Origin of the sequence: Chitinophaga sp. 22308, from assembly GCF_052045305.1 — a bacterium.
In the GTDB taxonomy this organism is placed as follows: domain Bacteria; phylum Bacteroidota; class Bacteroidia; order Chitinophagales; family Chitinophagaceae; genus Chitinophaga; species Chitinophaga varians_A.
Genome location: NZ_JBQEOP010000006.1, coordinates 437,863 through 459,309, shown reverse-complemented (window position 1 = coordinate 459,309; position 21,447 = coordinate 437,863). Strand labels below are relative to the sequence as shown.

The window sequence follows — 21,447 nt, the reverse complement described above, 5'->3', positions numbered from 1 at the left end:
TCATGGATAAAAAGTTATTGCACACTTTGTTAGATGCAGCCGCTGCGGACCATCCGTACTCGGTCGCTATCGAGCAACAGCAAATGCATATTTCCTATGGAGAACTCAAATATTTCTCTGATAGGATCGCTATGTGCCTGGCGGACTTGCAGGTGAAAAAGAGTGAGATAGTCGTTGTTTACCTGCCGGCAAGCATCGCATATGTGGTAAGCATCCTGGGAATTAATAAGAGGGGTGCCATCTTTATGCCACTGGAGCCTGATTATCCCACCCTCCGGGCTATCGGACTTATAAGGGAAACAAAAGCCTCCACATTTATCACCCTGGCTGCCTACGCGGACACGTTGAATGAAATATTGAAGCAGACGGGGGGCTCGGATGCCGCAAACATCGTGTTACTTAAAACGGACGCTCTGGCGGAAATACAGGTACAGAAAAGCGATGGAGGAGTATTGTCACCTGTGGGAGACCTGACAAATGCATCTGTTTATCATGGTAATATTGAACAGGATGGCGATGATACCAATTATATTATTTATACTTCCGGTTCAACCGGTCAGCCTAAAATAATAAAGGGCAGGTATAAGAGCCTGAGTCATTTCATTCATTGGGAGGTAAAAGCTTTCCATTTAAATGCAAATACCCGTATATCCCTGTTGGCCCCTGTTAGCTTCGATGTAAGCCTCAGAGACATTTTTGCGCCACTTTTGGCCGGCGGTACTTTGTGCATACCGGATGCAGCTATCAAGGCCGATCCGCGAAAGCTGCTGAGTTGGATAACGGAAAGCAGGATTACACTGTTACATCTGGTGCCCAGTGTATTCAGGTTGCTTACGAAGGAATTGGAGGAAAAAAACAAACCGGCTGCGTTACTCTCACTATCATATATACTATTGGCGGGAGAGCCGTTGCACGGTAAAGATGTGCTGGCGTGGTACAAAGCGGCTGGTAAAGAAATACAGCTGGTCAACCTGTACGGTCCGTCAGAGACCGTGCTCGCCAAGATATATCACCTTATTGATCCCGATCACGGGGACTTCAACGGTGTGATGCCATTGGGTGTCCCATTACCCAATACCGTTATCATCATCGAGAACCAGGGAGAGCTTTGTAACGAAGGCGTGGTCGGTGAAATTCTGATTAAAACCCCGTTCATTTCAAACAAATACCTTAATGATCCGGACCTGAATAAGGCAAAATTCGTTCAGAATCCTTTGCATAACGATTTTGAAGATATTGTATACAGAACAGGGGATTTGGGCAAATATCTTGCTGATGGAGTGGTTGCTTTCGTGGGGAGGATCGATAACCAGGTAAAAATAAGAGGAAACCGCGTGGAACTGCTGGAGGTAGAATCGGAAATAGGCCGGTGCCCGGGTGTGGACCTGTGTGTGGTGGTAGCGATGGAAAATATGGACCAGGAAAAAGTATTGGTAGGATACTTTACGTCGGGAGATAATGTAACAGTAGCGCAGATCAGGGAGTATATAACACCGCGGTTGCCTGCGTATATGCACCCTTCTTTCTTTTTGCGGCTGGATGAGTTTCCACTTAACCTGAATGGGAAGATCAATAAAAAGCAGCTGCCGCTTCCTGAAGAAATGTTGTATGAAAAAATGTCTTTCGATGCGCCCGAAACCGAGCTGGAATTTAAAATAGCTGCCATTTGGAAAGAAGTATTGTTCCTGAAAAAGGTCAGCGTGACCAATTCGTTTTATGAACTGGGCGGACACAGTCTTTCCGCAACGAAGGTGGTATCCCTGCTATACAGGGAGCTGGGTGTGGAAATAACGTTAAAGCAGTTTTTGCAGCAAGCTACCATCCGGAAGCTGGCAGACCATCTCACGAGTCTGGAAGAAAAAAAGTATCGTCCTATTCCGCCGGCGCCTGAACAGGAAGTGTATCCGCTTTCAAATGCACAACATAGACTGTTCATTCTGCATCAGACGTTACAGAATAAGTCTGCTTACAATATGAACGGCGTTTATAAAGTAGATGCCGGTATGGACGTAAACCTGTTGCAGGAAGCATTTAGCAGGATAGTGAGCCGTCATGAAATTCTTCGTACTGTATTCATGAGTACGGGCGGTGTGCTGGTTCAGCAAGTCCAGAACAACTGTACAGTGACCATTAACGTCACGGAGGCTGGAGATATGGACCATGAACAATTGCAGGAGGCTTTGTTACGCAATGCTGAAAAAGAGTATGATCTGGCTGCTTATCCGCTTTTTGATCTCCGGTTGTTCAAACGTAACAGTAAGGAAGATATCTTACAGTTTACCATCCATCATATTATCAGTGACGGTTGGTCGTCGGCCATCATATTACATGAGATAGCCCTGCTCTATGCGCAGCTACAGGGGCAGATAGTACAGGAGAACAAGGTACTGCCCCCGCTTAAAATACAGTATAAAGATTATGCCTTCTGGCAATCAGTGCGCATTGGCAATGGTGAAATGGAGCACCACCGGCAATATTGGCAGAAACGCCTGGACGGGAAAAATACGAAGTTGAATTTGCCGGCCGATTTTCCACAAGCGCAACTGAGACAATATACCGGTGGAAAAAACACATTTGTTATCAGTACAGAATTATCTACCGTACTGAGAAATATTGCACTTGATAATGACACCGGCTTGTTTACTGTTCTGGTGGCGCTGACAAAATTATGGCTGTGCCGGATCTGTGATCAGTCCAACGTGACAATAGGCTGCCCGGTAGCAACAAGGTCTCACCCTGATCTGCACCAGTTAACGGGGCTGTTCCTCAATTACCTGGTACTGTATGACGAGGTATCGTATGAACAGACTTTTAAGGACTGGCTGCTTACCGTAAAACAAACGGTGGAAGAAGCCTATGAACACCAGGAGTATCCATACGACCTGATTGCGGAAAGTGCAGGGGGGCAACATATACACAAGGATATTGACCTGTACAATGTGTTGCTGGTGATGAATAACAGCGGATTAAATATGGAATGGGAAGACGGGGAACGCCTGACGCAGCTGATGCGGCTGGAGCCGATGCCAGTACACGACAGAAGTACCAAGCTGCCACTTACCTTGTTCTTTGACGATAAACCGGCCATTGGTATTACTATCGAATACAGCACCGAGCTGTTTAGGGAGCAGACAGCCCGGGTCATTGGCGAACGATTGCTCCGGCTGGTGGAAATAGTGGTGGAGAATACCCATGCGACAATAGACAATATCTATCAACAACTGAATCCTGTAAAAGCTTTTAAGGAAATTATAGACGAAGATTTTTAGGTTATGGATAAGAAATTGTTATATACCGTTATAGATAATGTTGCCCTGCAATACCAGGAAAAAGTAGCGATAGCTTCTCCCGGGGGGGACTTTACCTACAAGGAGCTCTATGATGCATCTGAATGGCTTAAGAACACTTTGTTGCAACTGGGACTTAAAAAGGGGCAGGTAGTGGCAGTATATATGAATGGAAGCTTTGATTATATAAGCTGTATACTTGCTGTTAATAAGGCCGGAGGCATTTTTATGCCTTTACTTCCTGAGAGCCCCGCAAAAAGATTAGCTGATATATGTGAAAGAGTATTACCGGCCTTTGTGATCACCACTGACGCACATTGCGAGGAAGCCATTAGGCTGGTGGCCGGATTATCATTTTTCTCAAAGGAAGAACAGCTTTTGTGCTACTCGGCAGCAGGGCAGTGTATCAAACGGATAGATGTCGCCGGTAGCTGGACAGAATGGGGGACTACTACGCCATATCCTGCACCGCCGGTAATGACGGGAGATGACAGTTGCTATATTATATATACCTCCGGATCTACCGGTGAACCGAAAATCATTGAGGGTGTACACAAGGGACTGGCCCATTTTATTCATTGGCAACTGAATACATTTGATGTCAGTAGCACCGATCGGGTTAGTCTGTTGGCGCCTGTGTCCTTTGATGTAAGCTTCCGGGACATATTTCTGCCGCTGGCGGCAGGCGGAACAGTATGTGTCCCCCCGGCGGCGGTGCGTGCTGAGCCAGCCAGGTTACGGTTATGGTTTGCTGATATGGGCATATCATTGGTCCATATTGTTCCATCTGTATTCAGATTACTGACAAAGGAGTTGGAACATCGCGGCGCCGCTCCTGAGCTTTCCGCCATCCGGTATATTTTCCTGGCAGGAGAACCCCTTTATTACAGAGATGCCATTAACTGGAAGCTGGCTGCCGGTGATAACGCTACATTGGTCAACCTTTACGGCCCATCGGAAACAACCCTGGCGAAATTGTATTATAAAATTGATCTGACTTTACCTGATCTGAATGATACGGGCATAGTACCATTAGGTAAGCCCATAACAAATACCGGGGTAGCTATTATGCAGGGAAATATACTTTGCAACGAAGGTGAAATAGGAGAAATATGTATCAAAACACCGTTCCGGACCAAAGGGTATTGGAAAAATGAAGCACTGACATCAGAAAAATTTGTGCAGAACCCCCTGCACAACGATCACACTGATATTATTTACAGAACAGGTGATTTGGGCAAACAACAACAGGGGGGCGAGATTCTTTTCATGGGACGAAAAGACGGCCAGCTTAAGATAAGGGGTAACAGGGTGGAACTGCTGGAAGTGGAGCAGGTAATTGCCACACTGTCCGGGGTAAAACAGGCGTTGGTCATACCTCACTATAAGGAGGATCATGACATCTTGCTGATCTGCTACTATACAGGGTCCGAAGAACTACTACCGGAACAACGGTCTGTTTTGAACGACTACCTGCCGGAATATATGTTACCTGTGTATTGGGTGTATCTGGATGAATTTCCGTTGGGCATAAACGGTAAGGTAGACAGGACTGCCTTACCGCAGCCGGAGGCGCTCCTGTATAGTACAAAGGCATTTGTCGCCCCGCATACTTCTCTGGAGAAAGCCCTGGCAAAAATATGGTCGGAGATACTTGGGCTTGAAAAAATAGGGACACAGCATAATTTCTTCGAACTGGGAGGACATAGCTTGTCAGCGACCAGGGTCGTATCGGAAGTATACCGAAAGTTGGGTATTGAATTTACTCTAAAGGAATTCTGGTCTCATACAACGGTAGCCTCATTGGCGCAGCTGCTGGCGTCAAAGTATAATACGCAATGGCGCCCGTTGCCGGTAGCACCCGAAATGGAATATTACCAGCTGTCACCAGCACAAAAAAGCATGTGGCTGGCAAGCCAGATGGCTGGCTTTGAAAAAGCGTATGTAATAGGAGGCGTTTTTGTTCTCGCAGCTACTGTAAACAGGGATGTTCTGAATGAAGCGTTCAAAACAGTCATAGCAAGGCACGAGAGCCTGCGTACTATTTTCCCTAAAATAAATGGTGAACCGGTACAGAAGGTCCTGTCGCCGGAGGAATCTGACTTTTCAATCGAATACATCGATGTGGGTAAAAGTGACGCAGCATTGAACACAATAATAGACGAATACCTGGACATACCGTTTTCGCTTGAAGCAGGGCCTCTGATAAGAGCTGCGATGGTAGAGGAAAACGAGCAGCATTGCATCCTTGTGTTGTTAATGCATCATATCATCTCTGATGCCTGGTCTAATAAGATTTTGTTGCAGGAATTACTGGTGGCGTATGAATCGATTGTCAATGATACCCCGCCATCACTGCCATCGTTGCCACTTCAGTATAAAGACTTCTCCCATTATGAGCATAGCAGACAACAGGAGCTGGAGAAAGACCGTACGTACTGGTTGAAACAATTGCAGGGAATTGGCAATGAAGCCGCATTGCCAACAGATTATGACCCGAAGCAGGTGTTGACAAATATATCAGCTACCACCGGCTTTAAGTTGGGAAAGACACTGAGCGTGCAAGTCAGGAAGTACATACAGGCGCAAGAGGTAAGTCTGTTTATGCTGTTTGTATCAACATTGAATATATTATTGTTCCGTTATACCGGTAAAAATAAAATTTCATTGGGTACGCCTGTTGCAGGCAGACAACATCCGGACCTGGAAAGACAGATCGGACTTTACCTCAATTACGTGGTATTGAGATCGGAAATACAATCCGGTTTTTCGTTCAATGATTACCTGTTACTGGTGAAAAAAGACATACTGAACGCATTTGATCATCAGGCATATCCTTATTATCAGTTAGCCACAGAGCTGGCGGGTGGCGCTTTGAAAGCCGGGCATCCGTTGTACAATGTGCTCATTGTGATGAACAATGCGTCACTGAACGCAGATGATAAAGATATACAGGACATGAAACGGATACTTGGATTCAGCGGATACCGGTTTGAGCATAAGTATAGCAAACTGGATATAAGTTGCTTCGTCAATGATGAGGAGGAAATTTCATTCAGTATCGAGTATAGGACCGAATTATATAATCCGGAAACAATTGCGTCCTTTGGCGACAAGTGGAAACAGATCCTGGAGCTGGCCATAAAACAACCTGAACTGACAGTTGGTGATATTCTGTATCAGGTTGCCGGAAAAGAAGAACAAGCTTTTCTGATGGATAGCATGGATACAATTGCGGATGAGTTCTAAAATCCCATTAACCTGCAAAAGTGTTAATCTATGGCAGATAAGAAAGTACTGCACACCCTGATCGATGAAATGGCGAATGAACAGGCACAGCATGTTGCCATCAGCAGCCAGGAGGGAGATATTTCCTACAATACGCTAAAAGAACGGTCTGATCATATCGCCGGTTACCTGCTGCAACTGCGGTTTAACAGACAGGATGTAATAGGCATATACATGGGAAAGAGCATTGGGTATATTGTCAGTTTGCTGGGCGTAAACAAAGCGGGGGGGATTTTTATGCCGCTTGATCCTGGTTATCCTGTATTGAGAATGGAAAAACTTTTGAGAAAAGCTGGTGTAGCGTGGTTCCTGACAAACAGTAAGCAGGAAGAACAGTTATTGGGCATGTTATTGTCGACCGGCCTGGCCAATACCAGGGTACATGTGATCATCCTCAATGAAGAACAACGCCCGGTAAAGCTGGTGATAGCAGAGAATAGCAAGATTATTACCTCCGAGCCTGTAAATAACCTGTCAGCATCATCTCTGGATATACCGCTTTCCGGAGAGGACAGTAATTATCTGCTGTATACCTCCGGTTCCACCGGAGAACCGAAGCTTATTGAAGGATGTCACAAATCCCTGAGTCATTTTATTCACTGGGAAGTAGCGGAGTTTAAGCTTGATAGAAGCGTTAATGTGAGTCACCTGGCAGCTACCACATTTGATGTTAGCCTGCGGGACATATTTGTGCCCTTGCTGGCAGGTGGTAAGCTTTCAATACCTCCGGAGGGTCTTTTGGGGTCACCCAGGGAGCTTTGGAATTGGATAGCCGAAGAAAAAATATCGCTTATTCACACCGTCCCCTCCATTTTTCGTTCCTTTATACAGGAACTGAAACAGGGAACGGTCAGCGCCGGCCAGATCAGTCATCTCAAATATATATTAATAGCCGGGGAGGCCTTGTATGTAAAAGATGTCCTGGAATGGAGGGTATGGATGGGAGATAGCGTTTCACTGGTAAATCTTTATGGTCCCTCAGAAACCACCCTGGCGAAAATTTTCAACAGAATAGAGGAGGTGCCGGATGGGCCGCACGAAATTATTCCTTTGGGTACTCCTTTGCCGGGAACAAAAGTATTGATCCTCAGTGAAAATCTATTGTGTAGCGCAGGAGCTGTGGGAGAAATCTGTATTAAAACACCTTTCCGCTCCAAGGGTTATTATCACGATCCGCAATTAACCAGCGCCGCTTTTGTCCAGAATCCGCTGCATGCCAATTTTGAAGATATCATTTACCGTACCGGTGACCTGGGCCGCTATCAGAAAGATGGCACCATACAATTCGTAGGGAGAAATGACCGGCAGGTAAAGATAAGAGGCAACCGGGTGGAAATGAACGAAGTGGAAACGGTGATAAAAAAGATGCCGGCCATAGAGCAGGTGCTGGTTAAACCGGTACAACAAAAGAACATGGAGTTCATATTAATTGCGTACTACAAGGAAAATACCACTGTAAGTGCCAATGAGATAATCTCCTTCCTGCGACAACAACTGCCTTCCTCCTTCATTCCATCATATTTTGTAAAGCTGGATAACTTCCCGCTTAACCTGAATGGGAAAATTGATGTCAAAGCGTTGCCCCTGCCAGAGGAATTGCTTTACCAGGATGAAGACTTTGCAGCACCAGAAACCTTTACAGAGAAGCAGGTGGCAGATATCTGGTCTGCTGTGCTGGGACATAATAAATTAAGTACCACCCTGTCGTTTTTCGTGCAGGGCGGCCATAGCCTTTCTGCTACCAGAATCATTTCCCAGATTTACCGGGAGATGGGAAAGGAAATATCGATCAGGGAGTTTTTCGATCATCCAACTATAAAAGAACAAGCCAGATTACTCGAAATCAAGCATAGACAGGCATATCAGATCATTAAAAAAGTAACGCCTGCAGCATACTATCCACTGTCATATATCCAACGTAATATCTGGATATATCACCAGAAGGAAGGGGCGCAATCTCTCTACAATATGCCGGTTTCCTGCATCATTAGCGGAGATATAGATTTTGAGGCACTGAATAATGCCTTTAAATCCGTTATACGCCGGCATGAAGCACTGCGTACGGGTTTTATTATGGCAGACGGCGTACCCGTGCAAAAGGTGCACGGGGAAGTTGACTTTTCATTGGAACTGAGACTGGATAATACCGGCGGATACAGCGCTGAAGACATCGACCGCTATCAGCAACGGGAACTGATTCGGCCTTTTGATATAGAAAAACCACCATTAATTAGAGGTCAGGTAATTGACCTGGGAGAAAAAAGATACCTGCTGTTATTAACCATTCATCACCTTGTATGTGATGGATGGTCCATTGGATTATTGATTGATGAAGTGTTGACTTTTTATACCGCATACCGGCAGGGACAGGAGGCAGACTTGTTACCACTGCCGCTACAGTATAAGGATTACGCCGACTGGTTTAACAGGATGGCTGATGATAAAATGAACATACACCGGAAATACTGGCAGGAACAGCTGGCTGATATAATACCATTGGCACTGCCACTGGACAGAGGCTTTGATCAACGCCGCACGTATGAAGGAAAGGTAATTCCGGTGACATTTTCCGCAGAACTGTCTGACAGCCTCAGGGCCATGGCAGACCAAACAGGTACAAGCCTGTTTATAATTGTGTTGTCTGCCATTAATATGTTATTGTATAAATATAGCGGCCAGTCATCTTTATATATCGGGGCGCCTATAGCCGGAAGGGTAGACCAACACCTGGAGCCGCTCATCGGCGTATTCCTGAATTACCTGGTACTTAAAACGGATATCAACAGGGAGGCTACATACCTGCAGTTTATTGAACAGGTGAGAACAAATACACTGGCGGCATTTGATCACCAGGTGTATCCATATGGATTACTGGTTGAAGAATTTTACCCGGACGGCAATGTAAATAACAGAAATCCATTTTATGACGTGCTGATCGTCATGAATAACCGGGAGTTGAACGGCACTGCGCAACGACAGTCAGATCTGCAGGAAATACTGGGAGCAGAAAAGATATCCCTGGACAGCAATACCAGTAAGGTGGCTATTACATTCTTTGTTACAGATGCCGAACAGATTCATATCAATGTGGAGTATAGCACAGAGCTTTTTGAATACCATACCATAGAGACGATGATAGCAACAATGCAAAAAGTATTTGCTCTGATTCCGCAACATGGAGAGACAACATTAAAAGACCTCAACACTTTCATCTCAGATGAAGGAGAGCAGCGTTCGGCTATAGAACTGTCGGACGCCAACCTGAATTTTATCACTGAAGAGTTTTAATTGGTAACTATGAACAAACGGGTCTTATCAACATTGATAGACGATTGGGCTGCCCGCCATCCGGAGCGTATTGCTGTGGAGTCAACGGATGGTATGTTTACGTATGGGGATTTGTCCGACGCCACTGATATGGTAGGGAAAAGCCTGGCCGCCCTCTCTGTTAAAACGGGGGATATTGTGGCAGTATACCTGCCGTCATCCTTTAAATATATTGCCGGTATTATAGGTGTAAACAAGGCAGGAGCGATTTTTATGCCGCTTGAAGTGGATTATCCGCCTGCCAGGCTCAGGCAACTGTTACTTACGGTAAAACCTGCTTTTGTTATTACTACATCTGCGCTTAAAGGTAAACTGTCCGGCATAATGGGTAATGAGGATGTTCCCGGTCTTATCTGGGACGACGATGGTACAGAAGCAGGTCTTCAATGTAACAGACAGGCAGTGGATCACCGGGATGTCCGTTTGCCGGAACTGGACGGGAATGAAAGCAACTATCTGATCTATACTTCAGGGTCAACCGGAACACCAAAGATCATAGAGGGGGTGCATAAAAGCCTCAGCCACTTTGTCCATTGGGAAGTGGAGACATTTAATCTGGGACCTGAGGTAAGATGCTGCCAGTTTGCTCCTGTTTCGTTTGATGTGAGCTTCAGGGATATTTTCGTTCCCCTGCTGGCCGGTGGAACGATTGTAATCCCGGACGCTACTGTTAAAAGAGATCCGCGGAAGTTGCTGGAATGGCTGATTGACCACTCGGTGACCCTGGTGCATATAGTGCCGTCTTATTTTAGAGAATTGACGGCGGTTATCCGCGCATCTGGCAAACCGGTTTCCACCTCATTGAAATACATATTGCTGGCAGGCGAGCCGCTATATGGCAAAGATGTGAAAGAATGGTACGACGCAGCAGGGAAAGAGGTGCAGCTGGTTAATTTGTATGGTCCCAGTGAAACAACCCTGGCCAAGATATACAACAGGATCAGGGAGGTGCCGGCTAATGCAGGAGAAATCGTACCCCTGGGGCAGCCTATCAGCAACACCGCCATCGCTATCATTCAGAGTGGCCAACTTTGTAATATTGGCGAGATAGGTGAAATATATATAAAAACGCCATTCCGGAGCAAGGGGTATTGGGGAGATCCTGCACTGACTGCCGCCAGCTTTATCCAAAATCCGCTACACCAGGATTATGAGGATATCTTGTATAAGACAGGCGATCTGGGAAAGTACCTGGCCGACAAAAGCATTACTTATGTTGGCAGGATAGACTCACAGGTCAAAATCCGGGGAAACCGCGTAGAGCTGTCTGAAGTGATGCAAACAATAGCCGGCTTTACCGGGATAAAGCATACGGAGGTTGTGTCAATAGAACAGGAAGATACAGGTACAATACTATGTTGTTACTATACCTGTGATAATGGTGATATTGATCAGGCGGAGCTAAAACGATACTTAGACAGGAATTTGCCCGCATATATGCACCCGTCTTATTTCGTTAAACTGGACGCATTTCCGCTTAATCTGAACGGGAAAATTGATAAAAAGGCATTACCGAAACCGGAGGATATGCTGTATCTCCAACAGGGGTTTGATCCGCCGGAAAACGAACTGGAAAAAGCGATTGCTGATATTTGGAGTAGTGTGTTGGGAATCGCTAAAATAGGCGTGAATCACTCGTTCTTTCAACTGGGAGGTCATAGCCTTACCGCAACAAAAATTGTTGCCGGAATACATCAGAAATTACATAAGCAAATAAGCCTGAAGGATTTTTTTGAGCATAATACGGTTAGTAAACTGGCGGTGCTGATCCAACATGCGGACGCTGATCTGCTGCAGCCCATAAGGCCGGTCGGGAAACGAGAATACTATCAGGCTACACCCGCTCAACAAAGAATTTACCTTGTTGAACAACTGACGGATGATTTTTCCGCTTACAATATGTCGGCCGCATTTAAACTTTCAGGTGCAATAAATGAGACTGCCTTGCAGGGGGCCTTTAACGCATTGCTGCAAAAACATGAGATATTAAGGACGACTTTTGTTGATATAGAAGGGCATCTGCAGCAACAGGTCCACGATTGGAAAGAGATGGCAGTGGAGCATGTTGTAGCAGGCCAGACATCGTTTTCCCCGCAAACCGCCCACACCTACATACAGGATGAAATGAAACGGCGTTTCGACCTGGAAAAAGATTTGCTTTGGCACGTAAGGTTGGTCCATTTTGCCGATAAGCAGTACCTCCTGCAGTTTACCATCCATCATATTATTTGTGACGGCTGGTCCATGCAGGTATTGACAAAGGATTTCCTTACCGCGTACAGCGCGTTGGCAGCGGGTACGCCGTTGCTTGCCCCCAATCTGAATGTCCAGTACAAAGACTATTCAAACTGGTTGTGGGAAAAATTGAAGAAGGATGATAACAAACGTCAATACTGGCACGAGAAACTGGGGAACACACTGCCGGAATTGTATCTTCCGCTTGACTTGCCCCGGCCGGAAGTGCGGAAGTATGAAGGAGATACCATTCAGTTTGAACTGGGTACAGACCTGTCCGGTAAGATCAGGAATATTTGCACACAACAGGAGGCCAGTTTGTTCATCTTCTTTGAGGCAGTTGTAAAACTACTGCTCATGAAAATTTCCGGACAAAATGATATCGTGATAGGTACCCCTGTTGCCGGCAGGGCACATCCGGAGCTGCAGGACCAGGTGGGCCTGTACCTCAATTACCTGGCATTAAGGACCCGGATAGGCACTGACAGTACCTTTGCTGCGCTGATGCAGAAAATCAAAAATGATACATACGAAAGCTACCAGTATCAACTATATCCATTTGAAAAACTGGCTGCGGAAATTACAGGAGGAGCTATTGAACTTGGAAGAAACCCACTGTATGATGTGTTGGTGGTGATGAATAACCAGGGACTGAACGCTGCCGATGCTGATATAAAAGAACTGGAAAAAATCCTGGGCCTGGAATGGATACCAGTTTTCGATGCTGTCAGTAAAACAGATCTTACCTTCTTCATAAACGAAAGCGACAATATCTCAGTAAATACAGAATACCGGACGGACATTTTCCACAAACAGACCATTACTAAACTCAATAGTGACTTGTTACTACTGATAGAAATGGTCGTAAAAGATATTGCCCGTCCTGTGGAAGATGTGATAGAACAGCTGTCCGGCGCGTTGGAGGCAGAAATGCTTGAAAAGAACCAGCAACTGCTTAATGAAGATTTTTAATGTTCTCATAAAACCTATGCTGTGGATAAACGAGTACTTTATACAGTTTTAGAGGAATATGCGCGCGACAGGTCCTCGCAGATCGCGGTTCGCTGGAATGATATGTCGGTTACTTATGGTGCATTGATGGAATATGCCAACCATCTGGCGCAGCAGCTAAAAAAGACCGGCTTGAAAAAGGGAGATGTGGTAGCCCTGATGGTGCCTAAAAGCCACGATTATATCATCACAATGCTGGGTGTCAGCAAAGCCGGAGGCGTTTTTATGCCGGTAGAACCCGGGTATCCTGCTGAACGAATGATGCAGATCATGAAAGTGGTCACTCCCCGGTTTATCATTGTTCCGCAGGACCAGCTGGAGAAACACCAGTATCATTCTTCCGCCCGTTACGGGACTGGTACTTTACTGATGAATGAACGATATGATCTGTTTGTTGATGAATTTATGCCAAGGCAAGTTGTTATTGATCTGCCGGCAGAGGAAGTGGTGACAGGAGACGACAGCTGTTATCTCATGTATACCTCCGGATCTACAGGGACGCCCAAAGTGATAGAAGGTATGCATAAGTCACTGAGCCATTTTATACACTGGGAAGTAAAGGAGTTTGGTCTTGATAAGGATACCAGGACGGGTCTGATTGCTCCTCTTTCCTTTGATGTGAGCCTTCGGGACATCTATGTGCCACTACTGGCCGGCGGCACCCTGTTTATACCGCCAGATGGCATTCAGCAGGATGTGAAAAAATTCATTGCCTGGATAAGGGACAGCAAATTGTCAGTACTGCATATTGTTCCGTCGGTATTGAGGTTGTTGATGAAGGAATTGCAGCAGGAGGCCGTTACTTCCTTCCCGTTCACCTCGCTGAAATATGTGTTGACAGCAGGAGAACCGTTGTATGGAAAAGATGTGACCGTCTGGAGAAGGTTGGCAGGAGCAGGAGTTACATTGGTTAACCTTTACGGTCCTTCTGAAACCACGCTGGCGAAGTTGTTTTATAGAATACCACAGGAAGAAATACACCCGGACAGCGTTGTGCCCCTTGGCATACCGTTACCTAATACCACCGTTGCCATTGTCAATAACGGCAGGCTGTGTAACGTGGGCGACACGGGCGAGATACTTATTAAAACACCTTTCCGGAGCAAAGGATATTACAAAGACCCTGTTATGACAGCGGATAAATTTATACAGAATCCACTGCAGCAGGAATTTGAAGATATTGTATATAAAACGGGGGATCTGGGCAAATACCTGCCGGATAAAAGCATCGCCTTCGTAGGACGGTCAGACACACAGGTGAAGATTAGGGGTAACCGGGTAGAGATTGCCGAAGTAGAACAAAATGTCGCCGGCTTTCCTGGTGTTGAGCATAATGTGGTGACAACAGTAACGTCGGACACACATGAACTTAGCCTCTGTTGCTATTTTATTTCCAGGGAAAATATCACCCATCGGGCAATACAGGAGTTTCTGAAACAACAATTGCCCGATTACATGATCCCGTCTTATTTCGTCCGGTTGGATAGTTTCCCGCTTAACCTGAACGGGAAAATAAACAAAAAGGCATTACCCAAGCCGGAAGAACTGCTTTACAGCCAGCTTACATATGAACCGCCAATAGGTGACCTGGAAACAGCAATAGCCGCCATCTGGAGTGAACTGTTGGGCCTGAAGAAAGTAGGGAGGTCCAATACCTTTTTTGAATTGGGGGGGCATAGCCTTATCGCAACCAGGATAACCTCCATACTGTCCCGTACCTTACAAAAGGACATCGGGCTGAAAGAGTTCTTCGAAAATAACACTGTGGCCGGATTGGCAAAAGTACTGGCAGGAAAGGAAACCGTATTTAAAAGTGAAATTATCGCCGCTATACCTGGCAGAGAGTATTACCCGGTTTCTTATGCACAGAAGCGTTTGCTGATACTGGATAAAAAGATAGAACAAAAGACATTGTATAACATGTCGTTAGCCGCATGTCTTAATAGTAATACCGATATCCCTGCTTTAAAACGGGCACTGAAGAAAATTACGGAACGGCATGAGTCGCTCCGCACCACGTTCTCTTTTGCCAATGGGGACCTGCGCCAGCATATCCATCCGGGCAGTATAGTTGATATAATGGAAACTGTTATCACGGACGGAACGGAGAGTGAGGTGACAGCTTCCTCCATCAGGGCAATGACAGAGCGCGTGTTTAACCTGGAAAGCGGACCGCTGGCTACTATCGGCATCGTGCATTTTCCGGGTGGAAAGTATTTGCTGTTGATTAACATGCATCATATCATCAGCGATGGCTGGTCTGTGGGGGTGTTGGTAAAAGAGTTGGCCGTTTTGTATGAGGCATTTAGCCAGGGGTTGGAAGATCCTTTACCTCCGTTAAGGATACATTATAAGGATTATGTTGCCTGGCAGCAGGCAATGCTGGCTAATAAAATGGATACCCTTAAGCAATACTGGTATGCTGAATTAGAACAGGAATTGCCCGAAATTAACCTGCCGTATGATTTTCCGCGCCCGGCAAAACGTAGTTATACAGGGAGTAAACATAGGTTCAGCCTGAGCAGGGAGTCTTCTGATTATTTGCGTACGCTGGCAAGAGAATTTGATACGAGCCTGTTTGTAGTCCTGCAAAGTGTTATAAACATGTTGTTATATCATTATAGTGGTCAACAGACAATTGTTACAGGAACGCCGATCTCAGGAAGAAATCATCATGAACTGGAAAACCAGATAGGGTTTTATCTGAATTATCTGGTGCTGAAAATTGATTTAAGGGGTAGTGATCACCTGTCAGCCTTTATTGAAAACGTAAAACAACGGGTGTTGGATGCATTTGATCATCAGGACTATCCATATGATAAACTGGTGGAGGATTTGATCGTTACCGGGAAGGAAGACAGAAACCCGTTCTATGACGTACTGGTCGTAATGAATAATGCTGATCTGAATGGCAGCCACAGCGATTTTGAAAAACTGGAACAGTTGACCGGCCTGCAGGGAATACCCATCGAAGACAATATCAGCAAACTAGACCTCTCTTTCTTTGTGTCTGATTTAAATGAAATACTGGTCAACATTGAGTTTGATACCTCGCTGTTTCTGCCGGCTACAATAGCAGCCATGGAAAATGACTTAAGATCGATCGTGGAAATTTGCAGGGAAGCCCTGCATACATTGACACTGAGCGAACTTAGTTACCGTTTGTCAGAAAATGGCGGTACCATACTACGGCGGAATAACGTGGATATTATTGACGAACAGTTTTAATTATCAATTAACGTACTTCAAATGGGTATTCTGAGTCTCTTGCGGGAAAAATCCAGATATTTTTATGTGTCCCTTGTTTTCCTGGGTCTTTCAGACTCTATTCTTAACCTGGGATTATTGCTTTTTATTAACATTGCCGTTAACGGAGAAGCGTTGCCACCAATTTTAGCAAAAGCGCCTGCGGTGGTCTATGCCGGTATATTGTTCGTTTCTATCATGAGCAGCAACTTGTTTCAGCGATATATCATTCGCCTGACCAATGACCTTCGGTTTGAAATGGAGCTGAAAATATTGACCAAATTAAAATTATCCTCGTATGAGCGTTTTGAAAAGCTGGGTAACGAAAAAGTATTTACTGCAATGGGGGATGCCAGGGAACTGGCGGATGTTCCGGAGGTATTGATGAATACCTTCAATGCTGTGGTCATCGTTGTTTGCTGCCTGGGATATCTCTTCTGGACTTCCGTGATAGGAGGGGGGATGATTCTTTTGATCATGGCTGTTTTACTGGTGGTGTATCTCTATCGTAACAAACAGGCGGAACGGGATATCAACGCACTCAGAGACTTACAAGATAAATATTTTATCTATCTCAATGATCTGCTGCATGGCTACAAAGAATTGCGGATGAGCGCAGGGAAAACCAATAAGTTATTTGATAATCACTTCTTCCCTAACAGGAGAGAAGGGAAGAAATTAGCCACCGGTATTGCCATTCGTTATATGAGCAATGAATTGACAGGAAAGTACAGCTGGTACATAGTGCTGGGAGTGGTGATATTTGGCCTGCCAACGCTGATAGGGTTCAGAAATGTACAGTTGCTGGCGTTTATATCTACTATATTGTACCTGATTGGCCCGGTGGCGGTGCTGGTAACACTGGTACCTACCATCACCAGGGTGAAAGTGGCGGTGTCCAGACTGAATAGATTTGAACAGCAAATGAACACCGAACTGGATAAAGAAGAAGTGCCTGCTAAGCCGGCAACTACTATTCATCCGGCGGAGCGGATCAGGTTTGAAGACGTAAGATACAATTATACAGATGAGGATGGAAATGCTGCATTTTCATTAGGCCCCCTGAACCTGGATATTGAGAAAGGAAAGCTGATGTTTGTAACGGGAGGGAATGGCAGCGGTAAAAGTACCTTCGTAAATTTGATTACCGGCTTGTACAAACCGGAGTCCGGCAGGGTCTTTTTATGTATGGCTGACGGGTCGGAGATATCCAGCGAGGAGCCTCATTACCGGGACCATCTTTCGGTAATTTTTACCATACCTTACCTGTTTAATGAGAACTACTACGACTTTACGATTGATGAAAAACATGCTCCCTTCAAACACCTGAGCGAAATTATGCAGCTGGATAGCGTGCTGCGGCTGGATGCAAAAAAAGGAATGGCTGATAAAAACCTGTCAAAGGGGCAGCAAAAGAGGCTGGCAATGATATATTCCCTGCTGGAAGCCAAATCCATATTGATCCTGGACGAGTGGGCAGCTGAACAGGACCCGGAGTTTCGGTCATACTTCTACAGGAAGTTTCTGCCTGGATTGATAAAAGACGGGAAAACCGTTGTCGCCATTACACACGATGATGCCTATTTCAAATATGCGGATACGGTCGTGAAATTTGATTATGGAAATATTTCATCCACTACGGAAATAGATTTGGTATTGAATAACTAACTGTGTTAAATACTGGATATGAGTAATAATAAATTGATACTGCATCGTATTATCGATAACCATTGTACAGATAACAGCAATAACATCGCCATAGAGGAGAAGGATAGAAAAGTAAGTTACGGGGAACTGAAGGTCATGACTGATAAAGTAGCTTCCACGTTGTCAGCCTTAGCAATAGAAAAAGGCGACGTGGTAGGCGTATTCCTTGACAGCAGTATTGAATATGTAGCTGCTATATTAGGTGTAAATAAGGCCGGCGCGGTATTTATGCCTTTGGAGGTGAAGTATCCCCCGGCACGTCTGAAGGATTTATTACAGACAGTGGCGCCCCGTTATGTCATCACTGACCAGTCTCATAAATCCTGCCTTGACAACCTGCTGGCTGATGCAGCGGTACCCCCCCGGTTGCTGCTGATGGAAGATACGGCAGCGGTCCTGGCTTCACCGGTATTCCCGGACAACGATGTTGAGCTGACAGGTGAGGATGGTAATTACCTGATTTATACTTCCGGATCAACCGGTAAACCCAAGGTGATAGCGGGGATGCACAAAAGTTTGAGCCACTTTGTCCATTGGGAGGTGAAAGAGTTCGGACTAAAGGACTCCGTCAGATGTTGCCAGCTGGCCCCTCTCTCTTTTGATGTGAGCTTCAGGGATATTTTTGTCCCGCTTCTCGCCGGAGGTACATTATGCATTCCCCCGGCCGACGTGAAGAAAGATCCGGCTCAACTACTGGCCTGGATATGTGAAGCAGGAATAACGTTGATGCATACCGTACCTTCCCTATTCAGGGTCTTTACCGGCATCCTCGCCAAAGCCCCGGTGAAGGGAACACTGCCGGCTTATATATTGCTGGCTGGGGAGGCATTGTACTACAGAGATGTTGTGAACTGGAGAAATGTTGCCGGTGACAGTTCCGTGCTTGTCAACCTGTATGGCCCTTCTGAAACGACGCTTGCCAAGGTTTTCCACCGCATTGGCCATATTGAAGAGGATAGCAATGAAATTATACCGCTGGGGCAGGCTATCTCCAATACTTCCGTTTTGGTGTTGCAGGACGGACAAAGTTGCCGCCCTGGCGCTATCGGGGAAATATATATACGAACGCCCTTTAGAAGTAAAGGATATTTTAAGGACGAGGCGCAGACGAATGAACGTTTCATTCAGCATCCCGGTCATAATGAGTATGAGGATATCCTGTACAAAACGGGTGATCTCGGAAAAATACAGAAAGACGGGCTACTTGTTTTTGTAGGCAGAGAAGACAGACAGGTCAAAATCAGAGGAAACAGGGTTGAATTGTTTGAGATAGAAAAACACCTGCAGCGCTTCCCCGGTATCAGGGAGGTGTTGGTCATGCCTCATACAGACAAAAGCCGGGAAATCTCACTTATTCTGTATTATACGGCGGCGACAGCCATACCAGATATAACATTACGTAACCACTTGCAGGAAAATCTGCCGGATTATATGGTCCCGGCTTTCTTCCTCCATTTGGAAACGTTTCCATTGATGCTGAACGGCAAAATAGACAGAAGGGCGTTGCCCCGCCCGGAGGCCCTGTTGTATCAGCATAGAGTATATGAACCGCCCGTTGATGAGGAGGAGAGAAGGATTGAGGCGATCTGGAGTGAAGTGTTGGGATTGGAAAAAGTGGGACGCGACTATTCTTTCTTTGATCTGGGTGGCCATAGCATAGCGGCCTTTAAAATTGTGTCTGCTTTATGCCGTGAATTTGATACTACGTTATCGCTCAGTGACTTTTTTGAGCATCCAAAGATCAGCGAACTGGCGTTACTGATAAAACAGGCGGTGAAAAAAGAAATACTCACATAAGCGAAGGTTATTTTATGATAAGATATTTCAGGGTAATGATATCCGCTATCCTGCTGATGGGAGCAATGGTGGTAAAGGCGCAACAGCTGCTTGTAAAGTTTCCTTCAACGGTAGTGAAGGAGAAAATCAGCGGAAAACTATATGTTTTCATGTCAAAAACAGACAATGAACCGCTGAACAGTATTAACTTCCCATTGCCGGTGGCCACCACTGTAACGGACATTAGCAACTTATCCCCTGATAGCGCGCTTTTACTGGACCTGGGGGCTCAAAGCAGTTATCCGGTACCTTTTAAAAAACTGGAGAGAGGCCGTTATTTTGTCCAGGCAATATTTGATAGAAGCTGCGAATTTGGCATAGAAAGGACATTGGCTGACAGGGTGGGCAACGTATATTCGCCACCGGTGCAATTATTGTTTGATGACAATACCGACACAACGTATTCGCTGGTATGTGACAAACTGGTAAGGGAGAAAGAGTTCAGGGAGACAACGCATACCAGGCGCATCAGGTTCCGTTCAGATGTGCTGAGCCGGTTTCACGGCAAGGATATTTTCATCAATGGGGCATTGGTACTGCCGGACACCTTATTGAAGCACCCGTCGGCGCGGTTACCGGTTTATATTTACATAGCGGGGTTTGGCAGCTCCTTTCTGCGCTTTAATGGCAGTGATGAAGCGGCCGGAGCATTCACCAATGATCCGAAGTTTATTTTTTTATTCCTGGATGGTAGCTGTTCAAACGGTCACACCGCATATGCAAACAGCGATAATAACGGTCCCTGGGGAGATGCGCTGGTTAGGGAACTGATTCCGGAAATAGAGCAGAAATATCATTGCAATGGCTATAGGTATGTGCACGGCCATAGCAGCGGCGGATGGTCTGCTCTTTATTTGCAGGTGATGTACCCCGATTTTTTCCAGCAATGTTGGGCAAGTTCTCCGGATAGCTACGATTTTCGTGATTTTTCAGGCATTAATATATATGAAGCCGGGGCAAACGTTTTCTATGATAAGAATGGTAACCTTCGCCCCAGTGCGCTGATCGGCGGTGAGATCCCCATTGCATATGTTAAAACAAGGGCTGATTGGGAGCGCCTGGTGCCAGGAGAACAGTTTAATTCTTTTAACGCTGTTTTCTCCGGGAAAGATACATCCGGCAACTGCCAGCAGTTATGGGACCCCCGGACTGGGGCAGTTGACCCGGTGGTGGCAGACAAATGGAGACGGTTCGATTTGTCTTATTATATAGAAACGCATTGGAAAGACCTGGCCGGGAAAATAGCTGACAAAGTGTTCATTAGTGTAGGGGAACAAGATAATTTCTTATTGCAGGGGGCTAACCGCCTTTTTCAAAAAACAATTCGTGAAAATAAAATAAAGATCAGGCTTGGGTTTTATTCCGGAGATCATTTCACCGTGACTTCAAATGAAAAATTACTGCATGACGCTACACAGTATTTAAATGACAGCTACAGTGCCTGGGAACGGCATAAGGCCGGTGTAAATGGTCGTTAATTAAATAGTATTGCTTATTTTAGGGCAAACTA

At 45.6% G+C, this 21,447-nt stretch carries 8 protein-coding genes; all 8 read left to right on the top strand.

The annotated features are described in order from the left end of the window. The first annotated feature begins 2 nt into the window (after positions 1-2). The 8 genes from ACTJJS_RS25590 (at position 3) to ACTJJS_RS25555 (ending at position 21,415) form a co-directional block, all read left to right on the top strand. Positions 3-3,269, top strand: coding sequence for an amino acid adenylation domain-containing protein (locus ACTJJS_RS25590; RefSeq protein WP_440666102.1), 3,267 nt, complete (start codon positions 3-5; stop codon positions 3,267-3,269). Positions 3,270-3,272: 3 nt separating this feature from the next. Next, on the top strand, positions 3,273-6,536 hold the full coding sequence (locus ACTJJS_RS25585) for an amino acid adenylation domain-containing protein (RefSeq protein ID WP_440666100.1): 3,264 nt from the start codon (positions 3,273-3,275) through the stop codon (positions 6,534-6,536). Between the two features lie 30 nt (positions 6,537-6,566). Next, positions 6,567-9,863 carry an amino acid adenylation domain-containing protein gene (locus ACTJJS_RS25580; RefSeq protein ID WP_440666098.1) on the top strand — a complete coding sequence of 1,099 codons (3,297 nt, stop codon included), beginning with the start codon at positions 6,567-6,569 and terminating at the stop codon, positions 9,861-9,863. Positions 9,864-9,872: 9 nt separating this feature from the next. Next, a complete protein-coding gene (locus tag ACTJJS_RS25575; protein ID WP_440666096.1) occupies positions 9,873-13,109 on the top strand; it encodes an amino acid adenylation domain-containing protein in 3,237 nt (1,078 codons plus the stop codon). A gap of 21 nt (positions 13,110-13,130) precedes the next feature. Continuing rightward, positions 13,131-16,376 carry an amino acid adenylation domain-containing protein gene (locus tag ACTJJS_RS25570; RefSeq protein ID WP_440666094.1) on the top strand — a complete coding sequence of 1,082 codons (3,246 nt, stop codon included), beginning with the start codon at positions 13,131-13,133 and terminating at the stop codon, positions 16,374-16,376. 66 nt (positions 16,377-16,442) lie between these two features. Next, on the top strand, positions 16,443-18,062 hold the full coding sequence (locus tag ACTJJS_RS25565) for an ATP-binding cassette domain-containing protein (protein ID WP_440666092.1): 1,620 nt from the start codon (positions 16,443-16,445) through the stop codon (positions 18,060-18,062). An 18-nt stretch (positions 18,063-18,080) separates the two neighbouring features. Further along, positions 18,081-19,898, top strand: coding sequence for a non-ribosomal peptide synthetase (locus ACTJJS_RS25560; RefSeq protein ID WP_440666091.1), 1,818 nt, complete (start codon positions 18,081-18,083; stop codon positions 19,896-19,898). A gap of 14 nt (positions 19,899-19,912) precedes the next feature. Then, entirely contained in the window at positions 19,913-21,415 is a 1,503-nt protein-coding gene (locus ACTJJS_RS25555; RefSeq protein ID WP_440666089.1) for an alpha/beta hydrolase-fold protein, read from the top strand. Positions 21,416-21,447: the final 32 nt, after the last annotated feature.